Annotated in this window: 21 protein-coding genes; 18 read left to right on the forward strand and 3 right to left on the reverse strand. The window is 67.7% G+C overall.

The features are described from left to right. The 18 genes from J3E61_RS02920 (at window position 1) to larB (ending at window position 20264) form a co-directional block, all read left to right on the forward strand. Window positions 1–1476, forward strand: a complete 1476-nt coding sequence (locus J3E61_RS02920) for a lipase maturation factor family protein (protein ID WP_210082556.1) — start codon at window positions 1–3, stop codon at window positions 1474–1476. A gap of 158 nt (window positions 1477–1634) precedes the next feature. Continuing rightward, entirely contained in the window at window positions 1635–3302 is a 1668-nt protein-coding gene (locus tag J3E61_RS02925) for an acyl--CoA ligase (RefSeq protein WP_210082557.1), read from the forward strand. A gap of 17 nt (window positions 3303–3319) precedes the next feature. Next, complete coding sequence (gene aroF, locus J3E61_RS02930; protein WP_210082558.1) at window positions 3320–4351, forward strand: 3-deoxy-7-phosphoheptulonate synthase; 1032 nt, start codon at window positions 3320–3322, stop codon at window positions 4349–4351. 13 nt (window positions 4352–4364) lie between these two features. Next, the gene (locus J3E61_RS02935) at window positions 4365–6341 is read left to right on the forward strand and encodes an FAD/NAD(P)-binding protein (RefSeq protein ID WP_210082559.1); all 1977 of its coding nucleotides are present in this window, start codon (window positions 4365–4367) and stop codon (window positions 6339–6341) included. After that, window positions 6338–7729: an adenylosuccinate lyase family protein gene (locus J3E61_RS02940; protein ID WP_210082560.1), complete on the forward strand. Its 1392-nt coding sequence runs from the start codon at window positions 6338–6340 to the stop codon at window positions 7727–7729. The genes J3E61_RS02935 and J3E61_RS02940 overlap by 4 nt, the downstream gene beginning before the upstream one ends. Continuing rightward, entirely contained in the window at window positions 7726–8844 is a 1119-nt protein-coding gene (locus J3E61_RS02945) for a branched-chain amino acid aminotransferase (RefSeq protein ID WP_210082561.1), read from the forward strand. Before J3E61_RS02940 ends, J3E61_RS02945 begins: the two co-directional genes overlap by 4 nt. Further along, window positions 8845–9459 (forward strand): DsbA family protein, encoded by a 615-nt coding sequence (locus J3E61_RS02950; protein WP_210082562.1) that lies wholly within the window; start codon window positions 8845–8847, stop codon window positions 9457–9459. A gap of 14 nt (window positions 9460–9473) precedes the next feature. Beyond that, window positions 9474–10739 carry an ATP-grasp domain-containing protein gene (locus J3E61_RS02955; protein ID WP_210082563.1) on the forward strand — a complete coding sequence of 422 codons (1266 nt, stop codon included), beginning with the start codon at window positions 9474–9476 and terminating at the stop codon, window positions 10737–10739. Continuing rightward, window positions 10736–12010, forward strand: coding sequence for an ATP-grasp domain-containing protein (locus J3E61_RS02960; protein WP_210082564.1), 1275 nt, complete (start codon window positions 10736–10738; stop codon window positions 12008–12010). The genes J3E61_RS02955 and J3E61_RS02960 overlap by 4 nt, the downstream gene beginning before the upstream one ends. A 79-nt stretch (window positions 12011–12089) precedes the next feature. Continuing rightward, on the forward strand, window positions 12090–12251 hold the full coding sequence (locus tag J3E61_RS02965; protein ID WP_210082565.1) for a hypothetical protein: 162 nt from the start codon (window positions 12090–12092) through the stop codon (window positions 12249–12251). Continuing rightward, complete coding sequence (locus J3E61_RS02970) at window positions 12248–13519, forward strand: MFS transporter (RefSeq protein WP_210082566.1); 1272 nt, start codon at window positions 12248–12250, stop codon at window positions 13517–13519. Before J3E61_RS02965 ends, J3E61_RS02970 begins: the two co-directional genes overlap by 4 nt. Before the next feature lie 23 nt (window positions 13520–13542). Beyond that, window positions 13543–14886, forward strand: coding sequence for a hypothetical protein (locus J3E61_RS02975; RefSeq protein ID WP_210082567.1), 1344 nt, complete (start codon window positions 13543–13545; stop codon window positions 14884–14886). A gap of 27 nt (window positions 14887–14913) precedes the next feature. Continuing rightward, on the forward strand, window positions 14914–15588 hold the full coding sequence (locus J3E61_RS02980) for a cyclase family protein (protein ID WP_192726964.1): 675 nt from the start codon (window positions 14914–14916) through the stop codon (window positions 15586–15588). Next, window positions 15581–16762 (forward strand): DUF362 domain-containing protein, encoded by a 1182-nt coding sequence (locus J3E61_RS02985; RefSeq protein ID WP_210082568.1) that lies wholly within the window; start codon window positions 15581–15583, stop codon window positions 16760–16762. Before J3E61_RS02980 ends, J3E61_RS02985 begins: the two co-directional genes overlap by 8 nt. Continuing rightward, a complete protein-coding gene (locus J3E61_RS02990; protein ID WP_210082569.1) occupies window positions 16759–18132 on the forward strand; it encodes an anthranilate synthase component I family protein in 1374 nt (457 codons plus the stop codon). The genes J3E61_RS02985 and J3E61_RS02990 overlap by 4 nt, the downstream gene beginning before the upstream one ends. Continuing rightward, window positions 18129–18731: an aminodeoxychorismate/anthranilate synthase component II gene (locus J3E61_RS02995; RefSeq protein ID WP_210082570.1), complete on the forward strand. Its 603-nt coding sequence runs from the start codon at window positions 18129–18131 to the stop codon at window positions 18729–18731. The genes J3E61_RS02990 and J3E61_RS02995 overlap by 4 nt, the downstream gene beginning before the upstream one ends. Then, entirely contained in the window at window positions 18728–19570 is an 843-nt protein-coding gene (gene larE / locus J3E61_RS03000; protein ID WP_210082571.1) for an ATP-dependent sacrificial sulfur transferase LarE, read from the forward strand. Before J3E61_RS02995 ends, larE begins: the two co-directional genes overlap by 4 nt. A gap of 13 nt (window positions 19571–19583) precedes the next feature. Continuing rightward, a complete protein-coding gene (larB, locus tag J3E61_RS03005) occupies window positions 19584–20264 on the forward strand; it encodes a nickel pincer cofactor biosynthesis protein LarB (protein WP_192726969.1) in 681 nt (226 codons plus the stop codon). On the opposite strand, the gene larC is transcribed toward larB, so the two are convergent. From larC to J3E61_RS03020, 3 genes are all read right to left on the reverse strand, one after another. Next, complete coding sequence (gene larC, locus J3E61_RS03010; protein ID WP_210082572.1) at window positions 20243–21487, reverse strand: nickel pincer cofactor biosynthesis protein LarC; 1245 nt, start codon at window positions 21485–21487, stop codon at window positions 20243–20245. The two genes, larB and larC, sit on opposite strands and share 22 nt — an antisense overlap. A gap of 101 nt (window positions 21488–21588) precedes the next feature. Further along, a complete protein-coding gene (locus tag J3E61_RS03015; RefSeq protein WP_192726971.1) occupies window positions 21589–23223 on the reverse strand; it encodes an AMP-binding protein in 1635 nt (544 codons plus the stop codon). 279 nt (window positions 23224–23502) lie between these two features. Then, on the reverse strand, window positions 23503–24477 hold the full coding sequence (locus J3E61_RS03020; protein WP_192726972.1) for a 4-(cytidine 5'-diphospho)-2-C-methyl-D-erythritol kinase: 975 nt from the start codon (window positions 24475–24477) through the stop codon (window positions 23503–23505). Window positions 24478–24567: the final 90 nt, after the last annotated feature.

Genomic DNA, 24567 nt, shown 5'->3' on the forward strand with positions numbered 1-24567 from the left:
ATGCACGCGGAATGGTTCGTAGCACCCGAGTATTGGCTGGCTAGAGAGATCCTGCAGCGCGGCGTTGCGGCGATCTACCTGCTCGCCTTCGTCGCCGCTGCGCGACAATTCCGGGCGCTGATCGGTGACCAGGGGATGCTTCCGGTGCCGACGTTTGTGGCACGGGTGTCGTTCCGGGCCATGCCGAGCATCTTCCACCTGCACTACTCCGACCGCTTCTTCGCCGCGATCAGCTGGTTCGGCGCGGCGTTGTCGGCGGCCATCGTCGTCGGCTTCGTCGATGTGGTTCCGCTGTGGACGTCGATGGCGATGTGGCTGGTGCTCTGGGTGCTGTATCTGTCGATCGTCAACGTCGGTCAGCGGTGGTACGGATTCGGTTGGGAGTCTTTGCTTTTGGAAGCCGGCCTGATCGCGGTCTTCCTCGGCAACGACGAGACCGCGCCACCGCTGCCCGCGATCCTGCTGGCGATCTGGCTGCTGTTCCGCGTGGAGTTCGGCGCGGGACTGATCAAGCTGCGCGGCGACCCGTGCTGGCGCGATCTGACCTGCCTGTACTACCACCACGAAACCCAACCGATGCCGGGGCCGCTGAGCTGGTTCTTCCATCACCTGCCCAAGCCGCTGCACCGGGTGGAGGTGGCAGGCAACCACTTCGCGCAGCTGATCGTGCCCTTCGCGCTGTTCGCCCCGCAGCCTGTGGCGAGTGTCGCCGCCGGGATCGTGATCGTCACCCAGCTGTGGCTGGTGCTGTCGGGCAATTTCGCGTGGCTGAACTGGGTGACGATCCTTCTGGCGTTCTGCGCGATCGATCATTCGTCGTTCGCGACGGTGCTCCCGGTCCCCGATCCACCCGCGCTGCACGACCCGCCGCTCTGGTTTGCCACCTTGGTGATCGTGTTCACCGTCGTCAGCGTTGTGCTGAGCTACTGGCCGGTGCGCAACATGATCTCGAGTCATCAGCGAATGAACGCGGCGTTCAACCCCTATCACTTCATGAACACCTACGGCGCCTTCGGCAGCATCGGTCGCGAACGGCTCGAGGTGGTGATCGAAGGCACCGAGGAGTCGGAGATCACCGAGCACACCATGTGGAAGGAATACGGGTTCAAAGGGAAACCCGGTAACCCGCACCGGCTGCCACGCCAGTGGGCGCCCTATCATCTGCGCCTGGACTGGCTGATGTGGTTCGCCGCTCTGACCCCGGCTTATGCGCGGGATTGGCTGGGCCCGTTCGTGATTCGACTGCTGCGCAACGATGGGCCGACGCTGCGGCTGCTTCGGCACAATCCGTTCCCCGAATCGCCACCGCAGTATGTGCGTGCGCAGTTGTATCAATACCGGTTCACCACGTGGCACGAGCTACGACAGGATCACGCATGGTGGCACCGCACGCTCGTCGGTGAGTATCTGCCACCGGTCGCGTTCGGCCGACCTCCGCGAGCAGACGCGAACACCCCCAAAACACCCACGAATTAAGGGATTTCGCGTTGGTCCGGCAGAACTAGCTGACGAGCGACTCTGCTCGCGTCGACGGCATTGCTTACCCGGCGGGTAGGAAGACCTTCCCCATCGACACGTGGAATGTGGCTTCCCGGCGATTACGCAGACACGACTTCACCACGACTATTCCACTCATGACGACGCACAACACAGTCCTCACCCCGGAGCTGCGGGCCAAGGTGGCCGCGGATTCCAGCATCGGAGGCGGCAATCTGCTTCCCTCGATGCTGGCCATCAACCCGTATCCGGACGAGCCGTTCATCCATTCGCTGACGCCGGTGCCCTACACCGACGGCGAGACGCGGACGGAGTTCAGCCTGCGCGACCTCGACCACCTGATCCAAAGCTGGTCGGTGTGGTACTCGGCGCAAGGTGTGCGGCCGAAGGACCGTGTCGCGATCTTCCTTCCCGACTCCATCGCGTACTTCGTGCACTACTCGGCCATCGCCCAGATCGGCGCCATCGCCGTGCTCATCAACTGGCGCTCGCCGCGGGAGAGCGCGGTCGCGTTGTGCGAACGCACCGGCGCGATCGGCCTGTACACCGACCAGGAGCGGTTGGACCGGATGGCGCCCGATCTCGACAAGCTGTCGCTGCAGTGGATCAAGACCATGGAGGAGATGCCGAGCCCGGCTTCGGCCACGCTGAGCGACGAGGCACGGTTTCGGCACAGCCCCGACGACCCGGTGGGGATGATGCACTCGTCGGGCACGACGGGCCTGCCCAAGCCGGTCATTCACACGCACCGCACGATTCTCGAAGGCCCCAAGTTCCGTGCCGTCGACTACAAGGAGGAGCCCAACGCCCTGATCATGACTGCACTTCCGCAGTCACATCAGGGCACCATCTCCTTCACCTCCTATGCGGTGCTGACCGGACAGCCTCTGCTGGCCTGGCGGGACGTCACCGGCGAGGAGCTGGCCGCGGCCATCCCGCAGCACAAGCCGACGATGGTGATGGCATTCGGCCACGCCTACCCCGAGCTCGCCGCGCTGGAGACTCCACCTGGCGCCCTCGACTCGGTGAACATCTGGGTCTCGATGGGCGACGCGGTGCACGAGCGGCACCTGAAGAACGTGTTGGCACGTCGCTCGGCACATCTGCCCCCCGCTGCGTTCCTCGACCGCCTTGGCACGACCGAACTGGGCTGGGGCGTCCTGATGAAGCCACGCACGCTGGCGACCGAGCGCAACGACCGCTGCGTGGGCCGCTCGGTCGGCTTCGCAGAGGTCGCCATCCTGCGCGAGAACGGCACGCTCGCAGAGCCGTACGAGTACGGCTTCCTCGGCGCGAAACCACCCTCGATGACCGTGGGGTACTGGGGCAACCAGGACACCTACTACCGGAGCATTCTCGCCGGCTACTGGCTGACCGGCGACATCGCCTACCGCGATGAGGACGGCTACTTCTACCAGGTCGACCGCGCGGTCGACGTGGTGCACACCGCCCAGGGCCCCGGCTACTCGGTGCAGATCGAGGAACTGGTGCTCAACGAGGTCGACGGTGTCAAGGACTGCACGGTCATCGCCGGTGGGTACCGAGACGAAAAGGTGGCCGTCGCCGTGGTGACCGGCGAGGACATCGACCCGGAGAAGGTGCTGTCGGCGGCCAATAAAGCGTTGCGCGCCAACGGAAACCCCGAACTTGCCGTGGTCGAGGTCGCGAACGGCGACGAAGACTTCCCACTCGGCGTCACTGGTAAGTCGCTCAAGCGCTACCTGCGCGACAAGTACCAGGACCTCGTCAGCTACCTCGGTGAAAGCCCAGGCAAAAACCTCGCAAAGAGCGCTGCGCTCGCCTAATCCGATCGGAAACCATCGTGACCAATTCAGACACTCTGCTCGTCTTCGACGAGACCGTTAGCCGCGCCGGCATAGAGGGATGGCTAACGCACCTGGAATCCGCGGGCGCACCCACCGAGATGTACCGGCTGGGCGACACTCTCGTGCTTCCGGTCTCCGATGCGGACCTCATCGACAACGCTGGGCCGGAGCTTCCTGCGCCGACCCACAAGGTGCTGAGAAACACCGAAGTCTGGTTGGGGCGCAAGGAATTACGTCCCAGCGGGACGCAGGTCAACTTCGGCCCCACCACGATTGGGGACGGTTCCGTCGCGGTGATCGCAGGACCGTGCGCGGTCGAATCGCCGGAACAGACGCTGACCACCGCGGCCGTCGTCGCCGAACACGGCGCAGTCGGCCTGCGGGGCGGCGTTTTCAAACCGCGGACCTCGCCGCACTCCTTCCAAGGCCTGCAGTGGGACGGCCTTGAACTGCTGGCCGAGGCCAGGGAGCGGACCGGTCTGCCCGTCGTCACCGAGGTCGTCGACCCGGAGCATGTCAAGCGGCTGGCCACGGTGGTCGACGCGCTCCAGATCGGCGCAAGGAACATGCAGAACTTCGCACTGCTGACCGCGGCCGGCCAGAGCGGCCTACCGGTCGTGCTCAAGCGCGGCTTCGGCTGCACCGTGGACGAAACCCTCGCTGCCGCAGAGTATCTGCTGCTCGAGGGCAACGACCAGGTGGTGCTGTGCGAGCGGGGTATCCGCACGTTCGAGCCGTCGGCGCGCTTCACACTCGACCTGACCGCGGTCGCGCTGTGGAAGCAGCGCACCCACCTGCCGGTCATTGTCGATCCCAGCCATTCCGGTGGCCGGCCAGAACTGGTGGAACCGCTGTCGCTGGCCGCGGTCGCGGTCGGCGCGGACGCGCTACTGATCGATGTCCACGTCCAGCCCGAGCAGGCATTGTGTGACGGCGCGCAGGCGATCCGCCCACAACAGTTCGCGGATCTGATGGGCCGGCTCGCTCCGCTGGCGGCCGGACTCGGCCGCCACATGAGCAGCGCATAGATCGGGGCCCGTGGTGTCCACTGAGAAGTTGCAGCTCGCGATCGTCGGGCTCGGCCCACGCGGATTGTCCGTCGCCGAACGCCTCTGCGCGAGCGCCGAATCGCTTCTGCCGCAAGGGCGCGAGCTCGTCATCCACCTCATCGACCCGCACGTGGCCGACGGCGGCCAGGTATGGCGCAGCACGCAGGACCGGGTGCTGTTGATGAACACGGTCGCCTGCCAGGTGACAGTTTTCGTCGACGACACCGTCGACTGCGCCGGGCCGGTGGTGACCGGGCCGAGCCTCTACGAGTGGGCACGCTCCATCGCCTTGGTCGGCAGCCCGAATGTGCCGGACGCCGATCGTGTCGAAGCCGCTGCACTCGGGCCCGACGACTATCCGTCGCGTGCGTTCTATGGGAGCTATCTGCAGTGGGCGCGCGATCGCATGATCTGGACGGCGCCCCCGGTTGTCAGTTTCGAGTCGCACCCGGCAACCGCCGTCGACGTTCGTGACACCCCAAATGGCTTGCAGGAAGTCGTATTAGACAACGGGGAGATCCTCGGCGACTTGCAGGCCGTGGTGCTCGCACTCGGTCACATGCCCCATCGCCTCGGGGAGTCGGAGTCGGCCCTGAGCCGGTTTGCGGACCGAAACGGCCTGCGGTATGTCGCGCCGAGCAACCCGGCCGACGTGTCGCTGGACGCCATCGCCCCTGGCGAATCGGTGATCTTGCGCGGTCTGGGCCTGAACTTCTTCGACTACATGGCGCTGTTCACCCTCGGTCGTGGCGGCACGTTCGTGCGCAAGCCCGACGGGGCTCTGAGCTACCTTCCGTCGGGGCGGGAACCCAAGCTGATCGCCGGATCTCGGCGCGGAGTGCCCTACCACGCCCGCGGCAAGAACCAGAAGGGGTCGGCAGGCCGTCATCAGCCCCGCTACGTGACACCCGAGGTCATCGAACGGCTACGGACCCGCGCCGACGCGGGAGCACCCGCAGACTTCCGCCGGGACATCTGGCCGATGATCGATCAGGAAGTCCGCACGGTGTACTACGCGACCCTGGTGCAGGAGCGTCGATGCATTTGCGACGCAGACGAATTCACCGCAATGTTCGCCACGGCGGAGGCCGCGGCGGTGCCGATCTTCGGTGACCCGCTGGCCGTCGAGGAGAGCGACGCGCAACGCACTGTGCTCGCCAAGTTCGACATCGATCCCGGCGAGGGCTGGGACTGGCGCAAGATCGCGGCGCCGTTCACCGACGACGACCTCGTGTCGACTCAACGGTTCCGCGCGTGGCTGCGGTCGTATCTGGACCTCGAGGTCACCGAGGCCGGCAAGGGGAACGTGACCGGTCCGCGCAAGGCGGCGCTGGACGTCCTGCGCGACCTGCGCAACGAGATCCGGCTGCTCGTGGACCACGGCGGCCTGTCGGGCGACTCCTACCGGGACGAACTGCAGCGCTGGTACATGCCGTTGAACGCCCACCTGTCGATCGGGCCGCCCGCCGAACGCATCGAACAGTTCGCCGCCCTCATGGATGCCGGAGTGCTCGAGGTGCTCGGCCCCGATGTACGCGTCGAGTGCACGGACGGACGCTTCGTCGCGCACTCCGGAACTTGTCCGGATCTCGTCGTGCAGGCCACCACGCTGATCGAGGCGCGCCTTCCGGAAACCGACGTGCACCGCACGACCGACCCGCTGTTGCGCACGCTGTTGGACCGGGGCGAGTGCCAGCCGTACCGCATCCCGATCCGCGGCGGTGGTCACTACGTCGCGGGCGGTGTCGCGGTGACTCGGCGGCCGTACCGGCTGCTCGACGCGCAAGATCGCCCGCACCCCCGGCGTTTCGCATTCGGCGTGCCAACCGAGTCGGTGCACTGGGTGACCGCGGCGGGCATCCGTCCCGGCGTCAACTCGGTGATTCTCGGTGATGCGGACGCCATCTCCAGGACCTGTTTGCGCACTGCGGCGGACCACGCCGACTACCTGACAGAGAGAACAGCATGACGGACCACGGAATTCTGGCGCCCGCGTGGGCTGCGACGGGAGCGGCTGACCTCGTCGACGACGACGCGTTGCTGACAGCCATGCTTGCGACGGAAGTCGCACTGGCCGAGGCGCAGGCCGAGCTGGGTGTGATTCCGCCTGGCGCGGCGAAGGCCATCAGGGACGCCGCCGTGCCCACTTCCATCGACCTCGCGGTGGTGGCTGCGGGAGTGCGCGAGACGGCCAACCCCGTCGTGGCGTTCGTCGGCCAGCTCACCGCCGCGGTCTCCGCCGTCGACGCGTCCGCCGCCGAGTACGTGCACCGCGGCAGCACCAGCCAGGACATCCTGGACACGGCGCTGATGCTGCTGTGCGCGGCCACCCTGGCCCGCATCGAAGACGACTTGATGGCATGCGCGGAAAGCCTTGCCGCACATGCGGATCGACATCGGAATACCCCGATGGCCGGGCGCACCCTGACCCAGCACGCCGTGCCGGTCACCTTCGGCTTGAAGGCGGCCACCTGGCTGCATGGGGTGCTCGACGCCGTGGAGCGGGTGCGCCGGACGCGCGCCGCGTTGCCGGTCTCGCTGGGCGGCGCCGCGGGAACACTTGCCGCGTACCACCAGTACGCGCTGGACACCACCTGGGCGAGCGAAGCGACGATGCGCTTGCCGGAGTTGGTGGCCCGTCGCCTCGGTCTGGCGGAGCAGGCCCTGCCCTGGCACGGAGTACGCACTCCACTCGCCGACGTCGCCGCGAGCCTGATGGTCACCACGGGTGTGCTCGGAAAGCTGGCCGCCGACGTCCTCGTGCTCACGCGCACCGAGATCGGAGAGGTCACCGAGGAGCATGCGCCGGGCCGGGGTGCGTCCTCTGCCATGCCGCAGAAGCACAATCCAGTGTTCTCGACGCTCATTGCGACCGCCGCACGGCAACTCCCACCGATCGCCCTCGTGCTGTTCGGCTCCATGGCCGTGGAGGACGAAAGGTCCTCGGGCGGTTGGCATGCCGAGTGGCAACCGTTGCGCGAGTGCCTTCGCATCGCTGCCGGTGCCGCCGCCAACGCCGCTCGCCTCGCGGCGACGCTACGGGTCTCGACCGCGGCGATGGAAGCGAACTTGCGGCTGACCCGCGGCGCCATCGTCTCCGAGCGCGTCAACGTCGTGCTGGCGCCGCTGCTCGGCAAGACCAACGCCAAACGCCTACTGGCCGAAGCGACTTCGACGGCCGAGCGCGACGGTACCGACCTCGCCGACGTTGTCGCCATCGCGCTCGAGGACGCCGGAGTGACCGCTCCCGACATGCACGAGTTGTTGGATCCGTCCGCCTACACCGGGATGTCCGGTCCGCTGGTCGACCGTGCGCTCGAGCGTTTCGGCAACGTTCGACAAGGAGAGTCCGCATGAATCACGTTGCCGCGCTGGAGTTCACCCGGAAGCGTGCAGAGACGGTCCCCGCCGAACGGCGGGCGGAACTGCTCGCGCGGCCCGGGTTCGGCGACACCTTCTCCGATCACATGGTGACCGTGCGGTGGAGTGCCGAGCAAGGCTGGCACGACGCAAGCGTCGGGCCGCTCGCCGCGTTGCCGCTTCACCCGGCGACCATGGCATTGCATTACGGTCAAACGATTTTCGAGGGTTTGAAGGCGTTCTGGCGCCCGAACGGTCAGCGGGCCCTCTTCCGGCCCGCCGACCATGCGCGGAGGTTCAACAGCTCGGCGCGCCGGATGGCCATGCCCACGCTGCCCGAGGCAGACTTCGTCGCGACGCTCGAGGTGCTGCTGCGGGCCGACGCCGACTGGGTGCCGCGCGCCAGGGGACACGCATTCTATTTGCGGCCGTTCATGATTGCGACGGAGACGGGCCTTGGCATCCGTCCCGCAGCCGAATACCTGTTCACAGTGATCGGCACCCCGGCGCGGCCCACATCCTCCGTCGACCCGAAGCCCATGCGGTTGTGGGCAGCCACCGAGTACATCCGCGCGGCGCCGGGCGGCACCGGCGGCGTCAAGTGTGGCGGCAACTACGGCGGCTCCTACATCGCCCAGCGACAGGCCGCGGCCAACGACTGCGACCAGGTCGTGTGGCTGGACGCGCGGGAACGCTCCTACATCGAGGAGGCCGGCGGTTCCAATTTGTTCTTCGTGGAGTCGACCGCCCAGGGAACCCGACTGCGCACACCGCCACTGAGTGGAACCCTGCTGGCCGGCATCACCAGGGACTCGATCCTGCGATTGGCGAGCAAGCTGGGCTACCCGGTCGCCGAGGAGCCCCTCACGCTCGACGAGTGGGAGCAGGGCTGCCGAGACGGGCGCATCACCGAGACGTTCGCGTCCGGCACCGCCCGGGCCATCGCACCGGTCGGGCAGGTCGTCTCCGCGCAGCGGGAGTGGCAGGTCGGTGACGGCACCGCAGGCCCGGTCACGTCGCGCCTGCTGGATGCATTGATCGACCTCCAATACGGCCACACTCCAGACGAATTCGGCTGGATGCGGCTCGTCGACACCGAGAGCGAGACCTGAATGACCACGTCTACAACCGCGAAAGTCGACTTCTACTTCGACCCCGCCTGCCCGTTCGCCTGGATCGCCTCCCGGTGGATCCTCGAGGTGGAACCCAGGCGGAACATCGATCTGCGGTTCCGGGTGATGAGCGTGTCCGTGCTCAACGAGGACCGCGAGATCTCCGAGTGGTATCGAGACTTCTGCGACCGTGCGTGGGGGCCCGCCCGCGTCTGCGTTGCCGCCGCCCAGCACCACGGGGACGACGTGCTGCGCGACCTCTACACCGCGCTTGGCACCCGAATCCACAAGGGGCGCAACAAGAATTACCCGGAAGTGATCGAGCAGGCCCTCGCCGAGGTGGGCCTGCCGCTCGATCTTGCTGACGCGGCGCACGCGGCCGAGTACGACGAGGCGCTGCGCAAGAGCCACGCCGCGGCGCTGGAACCCGTCGGCGCGGATCTCGGCACCCCGACCATCCACATCGACGGCGTCGGCTTCTTCGGGCCGGTGCTGACCGCCATCCCGCGGGGCGAAGAAGCGGCGCGCATCTTCGACAGCGCCAGGACCCTGGCCGCCAATCCGCATTTCTTCGAGCTCAAACGGGCTCGCTCCGGCGACCTGAACTACGACTGAGGGGACCTGTGCACATGAGACACATCGGGTTTGTGGAATCGAACCGCTCCGGATCCGGGTTCGACGCGTTACGAGCGGCGCGCAAGCTGGGCTTGCACGTCACCTTCTTCAGCTGCGGGCTGGATCGCTACCACGCGACGCCGGGCGGCACGGAGGTATTGAGCACCTGCATCGACGAAGTCGTCTACTGCGCGACCCACGAGCTGGCGCCGCTACTGGCCGCGGTGAAGGAGGTCGATGCGACTCGACCGCTCGACGCGTTGCTCTCGGTCGCCGAGTACGAGGTGGTTCAGACCGCCGAGGTGGCACGCCAACTCGGCCTGCCCGGCCCCGATCCGGACGCCATCCGGATCGCACGCAACAAGGCCGAGCAGCGCCGGCGCTGGGCCGAGCGCGGCGTACCCATCCCGGCATTCCGCGCCGTGACGACGGCCGAGCAGGCCGCGCAGGCCGCCGAGGAAATCGGCCTACCGGTCGTGGTGAAGCCGGTCGACGAGACCAGCGGGGCCAATGTCGTCCGGTGCACGACCGTGCCCGAGGTGATCGACGCCTTCTCGACGGTGCGGTCCCAACCCACCAACCGCCGCGGTCAGGCCCGGACTCCCGAGGTGCTCGTCGAGGAATGCCTGGTCGGCTTCGAGGTCAGCGTGGAGGTGCTTGCCGAGGCGGGATCCGTTCGCGTGCTCGGGGTGACTGACAAGCTGGTCGGGGGCGGCAACCGGTTCATCGAGCTCGGACACAGTTTCCCGACATCGTTGCCGGCTCCGATCCGAGACGAACTGGAACAGGCCGCGGTGGCCGCGACCATGGCGGTTGGCTTCGACCTCGGCATCGCGCACGTCGAAATCAAGTACACCGCAACGGGTCCCAAGCTGATCGAGATCAACCCACGGCCTGCCGGTGACCAGATCACCGAGCTGATGGACCGCAGCTTCGGGCTGTCCACCATGGAGATGCTGATCCGCCAGTACCTTGGCAAGTCCGTCAGCGCCATCGAGACGAATCCCGTTCGCGGCGCGGCGATTCGGTACGTCACCGCGCCCGAAGGCGTCGTGGACAGCGTCACCGGTCTGGAGATCGCCGCTGCGGTGCCAGGAGTCTGTGAGGCCGTGGTGTCCGTCGAACCGGGCGCGCGCGTCAACCCCTTGCGAGTGAACGAGGACCGGATCGGCCACGTCCTTGCCACCGCCGACGACCCATACCTGGCCGGCCGGATAGCCGAGGCCGCGGCCCAACAAATCGCGGTGCACACCCACCGGGAAGCAGGAGAGACGACATGACGAACCTCGTGATGGTGATGCCCTACCAGGCATACCTACGCAAGGCGCAGGCCGAGGGTTTCCGGATCCACGCGATCTGGGACCCGGCCGAGGCGCAGCGGTTGTTCGGCGCGCAGGCCGCCCAGTACCTGAAGGACGTCGAGGCTCAAGCCGACGGCTTCCGGTTGGTGGATTTCACCGATCACGCCGCCTACGCCGACGCGATCCGGGCGGCCGTGCGGGAAACCGATGCCGACCACGTGTGGCATGTCGGTAGCGAGGAATCGATGATGCTGGCGTACGAGGTGGCCGACGAACTGGGTAAGGCGGTCAACTCACCGCAGTCGGTCGCTTTGCTCAACGACAAGCTCGCCATGCGAACCCTGTTGCGCGACAAGGGCATCTCCGCTGTCAGGTTCGCCATCGCCGAGCACTGGTCGGACGTCGCGGCGCTGCTGTCCGACTTCACGCTGCCGGTCGTCGTCAAGCCGACCACGTTGTCCGCCAGCAGGGGGATCTACCTGCTCACCGACCCGGCCGATCTGCCCGCCTGGGGCGACGAACTGGCCGCCTACTCCTACGACGGGCCGGTGCTCGTCGAGGAATACCTGCGCGGCCCGGAGTTCAGCGTCGAGACGATGACTGTGCGCGGCGAGCACCACGTGATCGGGGTGACCCGCAAGCTGCTTGGCCCGCTGCCGCACTTCGTGGAGAAGGGGCACCTGTTCGGCGCGCCGGCAACGGTGGAGACCAGCGAGGTGGCCGCGCTGGCAGTGGAGCTGCTCGACGCCGTCGGATACCAGTGCGGCCCGGCGCACACCGAGATCATCCTGACCGCCGACGGCCCGCGGATCGTCGAGTCGCAGGCCCGGCTTGGCGGGGACAAGATCCCCGACATCATCCAGATCGCTCAGGGTTTCGACATCAAGCAGGCAATGTTCGGCGCCCTCGCCGGGCGGCCGCCTGCGCCTGGCCTGTCGGAGTCCATCGGCCACATCGCGTACTTCAGTTTCGAAAGCGGGGTGTTGCAGTCGGTGTCGGGCCTCGACGAAGCCAGGGAGCTGGATTTCGTTCACACGCTGAGCTTCCCGTTCTCAGTCGGGGACGTGCTGCCAGAGACGGTGAGCTCCAAGACCCGGCACGGCTTCGTGATACTCACCGCCTCCGAGAACCCCGCACAGGCTCAGGCTCGCGCGGCGCGGGTGCGGGAACTGATCAAGGTCGAGGTCGCGACTGATGACGAAACATCCACGCGCGCAACGGGAACCAACCGTGCCTTACCTAGCGGATAGGAAAGCCTTCCCCATCGACACCCGGAGTCTGGCTTCCCGGCGATTACGAAACCGCCGCTCGATCACAAGAATTTCCCTCATGCCTACACACATGAGCAACGCAGAGGCCGACGCCTTCGGGATCCCCGCAATCGCGATCTGGGATTCGGCCGAAGCCCTGGCTCGCGCGGACTGGATGCACGAACAGATCAAGGCCGAACTGGCGGCCTATGCGTCAGCCGGAAAGGTCGGGGCCCGATGAAGAAGTTCATGGCGCTGCACCGCAACGTTCGGGTCAGGATCGGACTGGCGTTCGTGCACAAGCTCATTGACGCGATGATCCTCACCTTCATCGCGATTTACCTCGCGGCCCACGTAGGCATCGCGACCACAGGCGCCTTGATCCTGATATTCGCCGTGTTCGCGGTCTTCGGCATGCTGGTCGGCGGTCATCTGTCGGAGAAGTGGGGGCGTCGGCCGGTCCTCATCGCCGGGGACCTCATCGGCACCGCCTTCCTGGTGCTGATGACCGTGGCCTACTTCGCCGACTGGGGCCCGCTGGCCGTCTACTTCAGCTACGCCATCGTCAAGTTCGGCACCAACATGGCACTTCCGGCCAACGACTCGACCATCATCGACGCCACCCCGCCCGCAGACCGCAAGTACGTCTACACGGTCAACTACTGGGTGATCAACGTCGCGCTGGGCAGCGGCGCACTGCTCGGCGGCTTCCTCTACGGCGCGCACTTCGGCGCGGTGATCCTGGGCGGTGCCATCGGCATGGGCTTCGCCCTACTCGTCACCGTGCTGCTGGTGGCCGAGACGAAGCCGGAATCGGCTGGACGGTCAGGGATGGCCGCCCCACCCGCCAAGCTGCGCGGGTTGGCTCAGTTCACCGAGGGATACCGGGTCGTGCTGGCCGATTCGACGTTCCGCCGGCTGATCATTGTCGCCACGCTGGTGCTGACCCTCGAAGGGCAGCTGAGCACCGCGATCGGGATCCGGCTGTCGAACGACTTCGGGGTCCAGCACGTCTTCCCGTTCGGCGACGTGCACGGCGTGCAGATGCTCGGCGTGCTCAAGGCGGTCAACACCGTCCTGGTCGTGCTGCTCGCTCTTCAGGTCAACACGCTGCTGCGACGGCTCTCAGACCGGGTCAGGCTCTATGTGGGCATCCCGCTGTACGTAGGCGGTTTCGCCGTGCTGGCGATCACCAACACGGCATGGGTGCTGCTGGCCGCGGTCGTGGTGCTGACCATCGGCGAACTGATGAACGCGCCGATGCAGCAGTCGCTGCTGGCGGACCTTGCGCCCGAGCAGGGCCGGCCCCGCTACATGGCCGCCTACTACCTGCACATCCGGTTCGGTCAGGTGCTCAACTCGCTGCTGGTCAGCCTGAGCGCGGTGCTGAGCACCCACGGGATGGCGGGGATCTACCTGCTCTTCGGCGTCGTGATCCTCATGCAGTACCGGGTGATCCTGGCCCGCCGCCCCGCGCATGCCGGTGCCCAAACACCGGTATCCGTCTGACTTTTCACACCTTGGAGGCAATCATGTCGGCACGCGCGAACCAGGTCACGCAGGCCTACCTCGCTGACTGCGCGACCCCGGACAGCAGGCTGCGCGGCGCGCTGGCCCAGCTCTCCGTTTCCGAGACCATGCGGGCGGCCTGGCCGAGGCTGCTGCCCCGCCCTGTCATGGTCGACGAGGCCGAGTTCCGGGCCTTCGGGCAGGATCTCGCCACCATCTTCGATCTGGTCACCTCGCTGCCGCAACGCTGCTTCGACGGGGACTTCGACCGGTTCCGCGCGGACCTCGGCATCGACGACCGGCGCGGTGCGTGGATGCGCAGGCTGCTCGGCGACGGCGCTCCGCCGCTGTACGGCCGGGCCGACATCTATTACGACGGTTCGTCTTTCAAGCTTCTCGAGTTCAACATCGGCAGCGCGCTCGGCGGCGTGGACATGGTCGGCCCGCTGCCGAAGGCCTACCTGCAGATCCCCGCGGTTGCCGAGTTCGCCGCCGAGCACGGCCTCGGCTACCTGGACACCTCGAGGGAGCTGGCCGCGGCACTTCGCAATGCGGGCAAGACAATTGGTGCCGCCGAGCCGGTGGTCGCGGTGTTGGAAGGACCCGGCGGCATGGCCACCTACGGCCACCAACGCCGCGCGATCGGTGAGCTGCTGGCCGAGCAGGGCGTCGAAACCCGCGTCGGCGAGATCAGCGAGTTGACGTTCCGCGCAGGCAAGCCCTACCTGCACGGCACCGCGATCGACGTCATCCTGCGCTACTACGGGCTCGAAGAGATGCTCGCCCATCCCGACGGCGAGGCACTCATGGAGCCGGTCTTTCGTGCCCATGAAGACGGCACCGTCGTGGTGTGGACGCCGACCAATGTGTTCGGGAACAAAGGCACGCTCGCGATGCTGTCCGAGTTCGCCGAGGACGCATCGGTTTTCGACACGCAGGAGCGTGCGGTCATCGAGCGGGTGCTGCCGTGGAGCCGCATGCTCGGCAGACGCGGCGCCGAATCCGATGAGCGGTTCATCTCCGAATGCGTGCAACGCCGGGAAAGCCTGGTGTTCAAGCCAACTGGTCTGTTCGGCGGCGAGGGTGTGCTCATCGGACGTGAAGTGGACCCCGGCACCTGGCGGGAGGCACTGGCGGAGAGCACGCAGACCGGCTGCCTCGTGCAGGAAATCGTACAGCCGAATGTGGAGTCGGTGATCGACCCCCAAACCGGTTCCCGCACGGACTATTTCGCACTCTGGGCCGCCTTCATGACGCCGGCCGGGCTGTGCGGTGGCGGCGTGCGCGCGGTACCGCCCGGCGGCAGCACAGTCATCACCATGATCAACAACACCCAAGTCCGCAACACCTGCCTATTCACCTGCTGATCCATCCACCGAGCAAGGAGCAAACCAATGACCCGATTCGTCGACCTGACCCACGGCTTCTACGACGGAATGCCGTCCTATCCCGCCGACTGGTTTCCGCAGTTCGTCAGCGAAAGAACGATGACCCCGGAGACCGACCCCTACGGCACCAAGCGCACGTTCTCGTACCTGCACGTGTTCCCCCACAACGGGACGCACATGGAGTACCGGCTGCACTTCTTCCCCGGCGCCGAGGGCATCGACGAGGTGCCGCTGCACACCCTGATCGGGCGCGCCTGCGTCGCCGACCTCTCCGACAAGGGCGAGCTGGAGCCGGTCACCGGTGACGATCTGGAGCGGGTCCTGCGGCCCGTGTGGCAGGAGGGCGACCGGCTGCTGGTCCGCACCGACTACCTGTACAACAACTGGGGCAGGCCCGACTACTGGGACGTTCCGCCGTACCTGACCCCCTCGGCCGCAGAATGGGCAATCGACAACGGCGCCAGCCTGTTTGGGCTGGACTGCCTCACCGAACGGCCCGGAGACGCCGAGTCCCCCGTGCATCACGCGCTGCTGGCCGCCGGCATCCCGCTGCTGGAGTACGTCACCAACATGCATGAGCTCACCAAGCAGGTCGTGCAACTGGTCGCCCTGCCGATGAAGGCCGCAGGCGCCGAGGCGGCTCCCACGAGAGTCATCGCGATGGAGGACACCGATGGCTGACTCATTCCGGCCATCCGTTGCACTGGCACCCGTCGCGGACGACGCCGCGGTGCCCGGTGTCTTGCAGGGACTGCTCGAGCTGATCGACGAGCCGCTGGCAGGCCTGCCCCCAGGCGCCGAGGTGTTGATCAAGCCGAACCTGTTCCAGACCGAACCCGGGTTCCACGTGAGCCCGGCGCTGCTGGCGGCCATCGCCCGCGCGGTCGCCGAGCACGGCGCACGACCGGTGATCGCCGAGCGCACGCACGCCATCTACGAGATCCTCAACGACCACGAGGCCGCCCGATACGCCCGTGTGGTCAGCCTCGACGATCTTCCGTTGCGCATCACCAACATTCCCGGCGCGACGTCGCTGCGGGTGCCGATCGCGGTGCCCGAGCTGATCGAGGACTGCGACTACTTCATCGGGGTGCCCCAGCTGCGCACGCACGCCAGCGTCGTCTACTCCAACGCGATGAAGAACTTGGTCGGGCTGCTCCCCGGCTACACCACCCGCATCGTGCACATGGCCGGGGTCGACGAATCCACCGTCGACCTGAACCTGATGCGCCCGCAAGACCTGGTCATCTGCGACGGAACGACGGTGATCGAGGGCAACTACCCGATGGACGGGCGCGCACGCTGGGTCGGCTTCCTGGCCGCCAGCCGCAATGCGGTCGCCCTCGACGTCGCAGTCGGCGTGCTGGCCGGCTTCGACCCGAACAGCGTCGCCTATCTGCGCGACGCACACCAGCGCGGCATGGGTCCGCTCGCGCTCGAGGACATCGACCTGCTCGGAACGCCGTTGGCGGAGCTCGCTTTTGACATGGTCAAGGCACCGGTCGAAATCGTCGCGCCGCGCGCAGGCATCCACATCCACGCCGAGCACGCCTGCCCGGCGTGCAGCCGGTTCGTCGCAGGCGCGATGCGCGCACTCGCCGACGAACTGCGCGACTGGGACGGCGAGATGACGATCATCTCCGGTCCGCAGGTGCAGATGCCGCCACTGCGCGGTGCGGTGGTCCTGGTCGGCAACTGCCTCTACGAGAGCCGCGATCTCGGCATCTTCATCGAGGGTTGCCCGCCCCGCGCGATCCAACTGGCCGCCTTCCGCTACGCGATGGGCAAGCCCGTCGGCGCGCACGAACGTACCCAGTTCCGGGTGCCGCCCCAGCTGGAAGGTGTGCGGGGATGACGATTCTTCAGAGCAGCACGGTTACCTCGCTTGCGCTGACCGCCGGATCGCGGCTGTACCGCCATGTCATTCCGCTGGCGAATTCGATCAACCCGGTCGCCGCCGCCGCGGCGCTGCGTGACACCGGGCGGGTCATGCTGACCGCCGGATCCGACGGTCGTCGCGCAACGCTGGCGGTCGGAGAGCTCGCCGTCGTCTCCCATCCCGGTGGCGCGGGCCACGCGCCGCTGGCCGATGCCGTGAATTTCCTTGCCGCACTGGATATCCCAACGGACACCCCGTCTGCCGAGGCGGCCTGGTACGGGCTGCTGGGTTATGACGCAGTGCGCGACTTCGAGAGGTTGCCCAGCCGCCACCCGGCGGCCGATCGGCCGGTATACGAGTTCTTCCTGCCCGAGACGCTGATCCAGTTCACCGACGACCACGGGCAGGTCATCGGTCGGGGCCCGTCGGCCGCCGCCGCACGCGCCGCGGCCGAATGGGTCGCGAGGAGGCTGAACCGTGCCGGCGCAGGGCTCGGCCTCGTCGCCGTCGGCGCAGGCCGGTTCGGATTCAGCTTCGATGAGTATGCCGCCGCGGTTGACCGCGCGAAGCGACACATCCTCGACGGCGACGTCTTCCAGCTGGTGCTGTCCACCGCCTGGACCGCACCGGCCACTGTGGACGGTCTGGCGATCTTCGAGCGGCTGACCGCGATCAATCCCTCCCCCTACCACTTCTGGTACGCGGGCCCGCGGTTCGAGGCGGTCGGCGCCTCACCCGAACCGTGCCTGACGCTGAACGACGGCCGGGCGCTCATCCGCCCGCTGGCGGGAACCCGGCCGCGTGGCCGCGACAGCCTCGCCGACCAGCGCGCCGAAGCGGATCTGCGGTCGTCGATCAAGGAACTTGCCGAACACCGGATGCTTGTCGACCTGGCTCGCAACGACCTGGGCCGGGTATGCCGGCCGGGCAGTGTCTCCGTCGAGCGGCTGATGGACGTGGAGCGCTACTCGCACGTGATGCATCTGACCTCCGACGTGTACGGCGACATCCGCGGCGACCGGCGAACCGACGAGCTGATCCGGGCGACGTTTCCGGCGGGCACGATGACCGGCACGCCGAAGGTCCGCGCCATGGAGATCATCGACGACCTCGAGCCGAGCAGGCGCTGGCTGTACTCGGGCGCGGTCGGCTCGTTCGGACTGTCCCATGTGGACCTGTGGCTGACCATTCGCAGCATGGTGCTGTGCGACGGGGAAATTCGCCTGCAGGCGGGAGGCGGCATCGTGCACGACTCCGACGCGGCGGGCGAGTACGCCGAATGCCTGGCCAAACTCGGCTCGGCCGCCCGGGCCCTTGGGGTAACCCTGAAAGGAGACGCGACATGATCTGCGTCATCGACAACTACGACTCGTTCGTCTACAACCTCGTGCAGTACGTGGGAGATCTTGGCGAAGACTGCGTCGTGTACCGCAACGACGAGGTGACTGTCGAACAGGTCGCCGACCTCGCCCCCGACTTGATCCTCATCTCCCCGGGCCCCGGCGATCCGGCCGACGCGGGTATCTCGATCGACGTGATCCGGCGGCTGGGGCACACCTTCCCGATCTTCGGGGTGTGCCTCGGCCACCAAGCGATCGGCGCGGCGTTCGGCGCCCGCATCCGCCACGCCGCCGCGCCGATGCACGGGAAGTGCTCGGAGATAACCCACGACGGCAGTGGAGTTTTCGCCGCACTACCGAACCCACTGACGGTCGCCCGCTACCACTCCCTGGTGATCGACGCCGACACGCTGCCTGCCGAGCTGATGGCCACCTCTTGGTCGAGCGACGGCGAGATCATGGGAGTTCGGCACCGGACGCTGCCGATCGAGGGCGTGCAATTCCACCCGGAATCGCTGTTCACCGAACAAGGCGTCGACATCGTCGGCAATGCGGTGCGCGGCATCCGCGGCCGCCTGGCCGCGGAGGAGGTCGGGGCAGCATGACCACCTCCGCCGACCGGCTGCTGGCCACCCTTCGATCACTCGACAGTGTGGCTGTCGCGTTTTCCGGTGGAGTTGACTCCACGCTCGTGCTGGCCGCGGCTTTGCGCGCACTGCCGACCAACCGGGTGCTCGCCGTGATCGCTGACTCGCCAAGCCTCGCCCGTACCGAACTCATCGAGGCGCGGCAGGTCGCCGCCGATCTCGGGGCGGAGTTGGTCGAGGTCCGTGTCGCCGAGCTCGACGATCCCGGTTACCGCGAAAACGCGGGCAATCGCTGCTACTTCTGCAAACGCACCGTGTTGAGCGCTGTCAGCGAGCTCGCGGTCCAGCGCGGCATCGCACATGTGGCGACCGGCACGCATGCCGATGACCACCGGGCGTTGCACCGTCCCGGCCTGCGCGCGGCCCGCGAGCTGCGCGTGGTCGAACCGCTTGCCGACGCCGGGCTCGGTAAGCAGGAGATCCGGACGCTGGCGGAGGCGTGGTCGTTGCCCGTCGCCGACAAGCCGGCGATGCCGTGCCTGGCCTCCCGGATCGCGGTGGGAGTACCGGTCTCCATCGGCAGGCTGGGTCTGGTGGAGCGTGCCGAGATCGCGCTGCGAGCACGGCTGGCCGGAGCCGGTGTCCAGCCGCGTGATGTGCGAGTTCGGTTGCTCGGCAACGGCTTTCGGGTTGAGTTGGACTCGTCGGCGCACGCGGCACTCGAGGCGTCGCCCACACTGGCCGCCGAAGTCCTCACGGAAATGAAACACCTTGGCCTGGCCGGTGCCGGGCGGATAGCGACGTACCGCTCGCCCACGCTTGCGCCCGCGGTCGGTGACAGTGCGATCGCTTCGTGAGATCGTGACCTCGATGACGGAGCCCTGGGAGCCTGATGAGGCGCTGACCGCGTTCGCCGACCTTGATCTCGATCGAGCGGCGCGACGCGGCTATCCCGAGGCCGTGTACTGCCGGGGCAAGACGCCCGAACAGGTCCGGCTGATCGCCAGGGCGCTGCGCGGCCACGGCGCCCGCACATTGTTCACTCGTGCAGACGCTGAACACGCCGCGGCGATACTTGGCGAGCTGCCCGACGCCGTCCACGACGTGGCCAGCGGGCTGCTGGCGTGGCCGCCGGAGCCGCCCGACCCGGTGGGTGGCCGGGTCCTCGTCGTGGCCGCAGGCACGGCCGACGCGCCCGTCGCGCGGGAGGCGCTGCTCACCGCCAGGCACCTCGGCCGTCCAGCCGACCTGATCATGGACGTCGGCGTCGCGGGCCTGCACCGGATTCTGGGCCGCCTCGACGTCCTCCGCGCGGCCAGGGTGATCGTCGTGGTGGCGGGCATGGACGGGGCGCTCCCCGCGGTCGTTGCCGGGCTGGTCGCGGCGCCGGTGGTCGCGGTGCCGACGTCGACTGGCTACGGCGCGGCGTTCGAGGGCCTGGCACCGCTGTTGACGATGCTCAACAGCTGCGCGCCCGGGGTCGCCGTGGTGAACATCGACAACGGTTACGGCGCAGGCCATCTCGCCGCTCAGATCGCCGCGCCGTCCTGATCGCGAGGCGCGTCCGGCCATCGCTCGCCGGGTCGTAGCCTCGCGGCGTCGGCGGCCGCGATCGCCTCGTCGAGCACTTGGCGCACCGGCACATCGCGGGCCCGGGCCAGCGCGGCCGCGTCGTCGAACTCGGGGGTGGCGTGCACGATGCGACCGTCCTGCACCGCCACCTTGATCCCTACCTCGCCGCCGGGCAGCACGACGGGCCGCCATTCCCGGTGCAGGGCCACCCGCGACACCCGCGTCTCCCGCACGCCTATCGTCGAAGTCAGCGCAAAGACATTGTCGCGCAACGCTTCCCGCTCGGCATCGTGAGTGAGCACGCACAGCGTGTGTGCCGGCCGTCCCTTCTTCATCACGATCGGCACCAGCCAGGCGTCGGCGGCGCCTGCCTCGAGCAGCGCGGCCAGCACCGTCGGCCACACCCGTGGATCCATGTCGTCGACGTTCGTCTCCAGCACCCACATGCTGTCGGTCGCGGGCCGGTCAGCGACGGCAGTGCCCAGCGCGACGCGGACAACGTTGGCGCGCCCAGGGATGTCTCGTCCGCCCGCGCCGACGCCGACCGACGTGATCTCCATCGGCCCGATCGGACCGCACTCGTCTGCCAGTGAACGGATCAGCGCCATGCCGGTGGGCGTGGCCAGCTCCCCCTCACCTCCCGCGACGATCCGCCACCCCTTGGCGAGCTCGAGAACCGCCGGCGGTGGCACCGGCACGTCGCCATGGGCCGAGCCGATCCTGCCGGAGCCCACTGCTACCGGGCTGGCCGTGACGCGGGTGACCCCGAGCTCGGCCACAGCTGCGCACACTCCGACGATGTCGGCGATGGAATCCCACGAACCCACCTCATGGAAGTGCACGTCGTCGGTTGGGACTCCGTGCACTCGCCCCTCCGCGTCGGCAAGCCGCGCGAACGCCGCGAGCGCATACGCGCGGACCCCGGTGGGGAGTTCAGCCGCCTCGAGCATCGATCGGATGCGCGCCCACGAGCGGTGCGGGTGATCCTCGGCGCGACTTTCGACGTCCAGCTTCAGCGCGCGCAGACCGGCCCGGTGCACTGTGCTCGTAAGCAGCGCAACCTCGCCGGGGACGACGGCGGACACCGCGGATTCGACCGCGCCGAGCGGGGCGCCTGCGTCGATCAATGCGCCCAACAACATGTCGCCCGCGATGCCCGCGGTGGCGTCGACCCACAAGTGCACACCAGCACTGTGTCCCATATCCGCCACGCTATGGCGAACAGCCGCGAGTGACCGCAAATTGCCATGCTTCAGCGGCGTGTCTATGTACAGACACGGCCGCTCGCGGGTTGGTGCGCCGGTTAGGTGACGAGCGAGACCGAGTTGGACCGGCGCAGCTTGCCCGACGGCGTCTTCGGGATGGTGCCCGGCCCGAGCACGACGACGTTGCGCGGCCGCACGTCGACCTCGCTGACGACCTCGTGGGCGACCTGATGCTCGATGCGACGCACCTCGACCGGGTCCTGCCAGGCGTTGGACTCGACCGCGACGGCGAACGTCTCGCGCGAGTGCCCGGCGTCCAGTCGCACCGCGACGGCGCAGCCGGGCCGAACACCCTCGACGCGGCCTGCGGCGCGCTCGATGTCGGTCGGGTAGATGTTGCGCCCGGCCATGATGATCACGTCCTTGACGCGGCCGCAGACGATGATGTTGCCCTCTTCGGTGATGTAGCCGAGGTCACCGGTGTCGTACCAGCCGTGCTCGTCCTGCGCCGGGATGAAGCCGCCCATGGTCAGGTAGCCGGGCGTCAACGACTCACCGCGCAGTTCGATGACGCCGACACCGCGCGGCGGCATGACGTTGCCGTGCTCGTCGATGATGCGGGCCTCGAGGTCCGTCAGCAGCGGGCCGAGCGAGGCCAGCCGGCGGGTGTTGCCCTTGGTGGCGGGGACGGCGCGACGCAGCGCGGCCAGCAGGTCGGCGTCGACCTCGTCGACCACCAGACCGGCGTTGCACGGGGAGAACGACACCGCCAGCGTCGTCTCGGCCATGCCGTAGGCCGGAAGAATGCAGTCGGGCCGCAGACCGAACGGCTTGCCCGCGTCCAGCAGGTCCTCGACGTCGGCGGGCTCGACGGGCTCGGCGCCCGACAGCGCGAACCGCAGCGTCGACAGGTCGAACTGACCCGGCTCGGCCTGCTTGCGCAGCCGCTTGGCGAACAGCGCGTAGGCGAAGTTCGGCGCCGCGGTCATGGTGCCCTTGTACTTGTCGATGAGCTTGGCCCACAGCAGGGTGTCGCGCAGGAAGTCCATCGGGGTGACCTTGACCAGCTCCGCACCGAAGTACATCGGGATGGTCAGGAAGCCGACCATGCCCATGTCGTGGAAGCAGGGCAGCCAGCTGACCATGACGTCCTTGTCGACGTCGTACTGCGCGCCGATGAACATGGCCTCGGCGTTGGAATGGATGTTGCGGTGCGTGATCTGGACGGCTTTAGGAGAACCGGTCGAGCCGGACGTCAACTGCATCAGCGCCAGGTCGTCCTCGCCGACCTCGACCGGATCGATCGGGTCCGAGGCGAGCAGGTCGGAGACCTTGAGGACCTTGATGCCCTTTTCCTCGAGCACTGGAATGGCGACCAGGAACGGCTCGGAGACGATGACGGCCTTGGCCTCGATCATGCCGATGACGTTCATCGTGTCCTCGGCCCAGATCACCAGGTCGGTGCGGGGCGTCGGCTGGTGCAGCATGGTCAGGCTGGCGCCACGCATCCAGAGGCCCTGCGCCGTCGGCGCGATCTCGACGGGGAAGCCGGCCAGCACGCCGACCGCGTCGCCGAGCCCGATGCCCGCAGCGGCCAGACCGCCCGCGATACAACGCGCGCGCTCGTGGACCTCACCCCAGGTGTGGCGTACGGGTTCGTGCGGTTCACCGGTGACCATGCCGCGGTTGCTGACGCGGGCGTTGTGGTACATCTTCTCGGTGAATCTGCTCACGACATCCTCCTAGACGGTCCCAGAGCAAATGCCTGAGAGTAATGCTCCCGCTGATAGAGGGCGCTTTCCGGAAGGCGCGCACACAATTTGGGAGCGGTTAGGTCTCGAATCGGGGTTTTGTCTATATATCCGACCAATCCACCGCCGGGGTTACCGGAGGTTGAAAAGATCGCGCCCGATTCCTGACCGCTAGCTTTCACCGTCGATCATCTTAAGCAACTCTTAAGTAACCGCCAAACCGAAGCGATAATTGCGACCTGGGTCACACCCAGATCGTGATCAAACCGATGTCGACGGGGTGGGCACGACCCTCGCGCCGTGCACCGGCCCACTGGCCACCCGCACGGTGCGGCAGACGCCCCGCCCGGCCAGCTCCGCGCCGACGTCGACGGCCGCCGAGGCCGAGGTGCAGAGGAACGCGCATGTCGGACCGGACCCGGACACGATCCCGGCCAGTGCGCCTGCGTCGGTGCCGGCGCGAAGCGTGCGCCGCAGCCCCGGGTCGAGGCTCACCGCTGCGGCCTGCAGATCGTTGCCAAGCAGCGGCGCCAGTTCGGCCGGATCGCCCGACGCCAACGCTGCTAGCACCGGCTCCGGATCTTCGAGTCTCGGCGGCGCATCCCGGCCCGCGCCCGCGGTGTCGCGCAGTCGATCGATTTCGGCGAACACCGCCGGGGTGGACAGGCCGCCATCGGCGAACGCCAGCACCCAGTGGAATGTATTGCGGGCGAGCACCGTCGCCAGTTCCTCGCCGCGGCCTGTGCCGAGCGCTGTGCCGCCGTGCAACGCGAACGGGACATCGCTGCCGAGTTGAGCGGCCAGCGTGTGCAGGTCGCGACGCGGCACGCCGAGCTCCCACAGCGTGTTGATCGCGACGAGCACCGCGGCCGCGTCCGCACTCCCACCAGCCATCCCACCGGCGACAGGAATCGACTTCTCGATCGAGATCGCGACGTCCGGCGCCCGCCCCACGTACTCGGCCATCAACTCCGCGGCCTTCCAGGCCAGGTTGCGCTCGTCGGTTGGCAGCGAATCCACGCCTTCGCCCGCCAGTTCCAGCGACAGCATGTCGGCGGTGCTCACAGTGACCTCGTCGAGCAGCGAGACTGCGTGAAAGACGGTCGTCAGTTCGTGGTAGCCGTCGTCGCGGCGATCACCGACGGCCAGATACAGGTTGACCTTGCCCGGCACTCGCACGGTGACCGACCCGGTGGGGACCCACTCGGAGGCGGCGTTTCCGTCGGAGGCAGACACGGCACGACACTATCGCCGCGGCGGGCGGCACACGTACCGAAAGCACCTTTCCTGGCAAGCGAATACCGCCAGCAAACCCTAGGCTGGGGG

Source organism: Mycobacterium sp. OAE908 (genome assembly GCF_017872775.1).
Lineage (GTDB): Bacteria > Actinomycetota > Actinomycetes > Mycobacteriales > Mycobacteriaceae > Mycobacterium.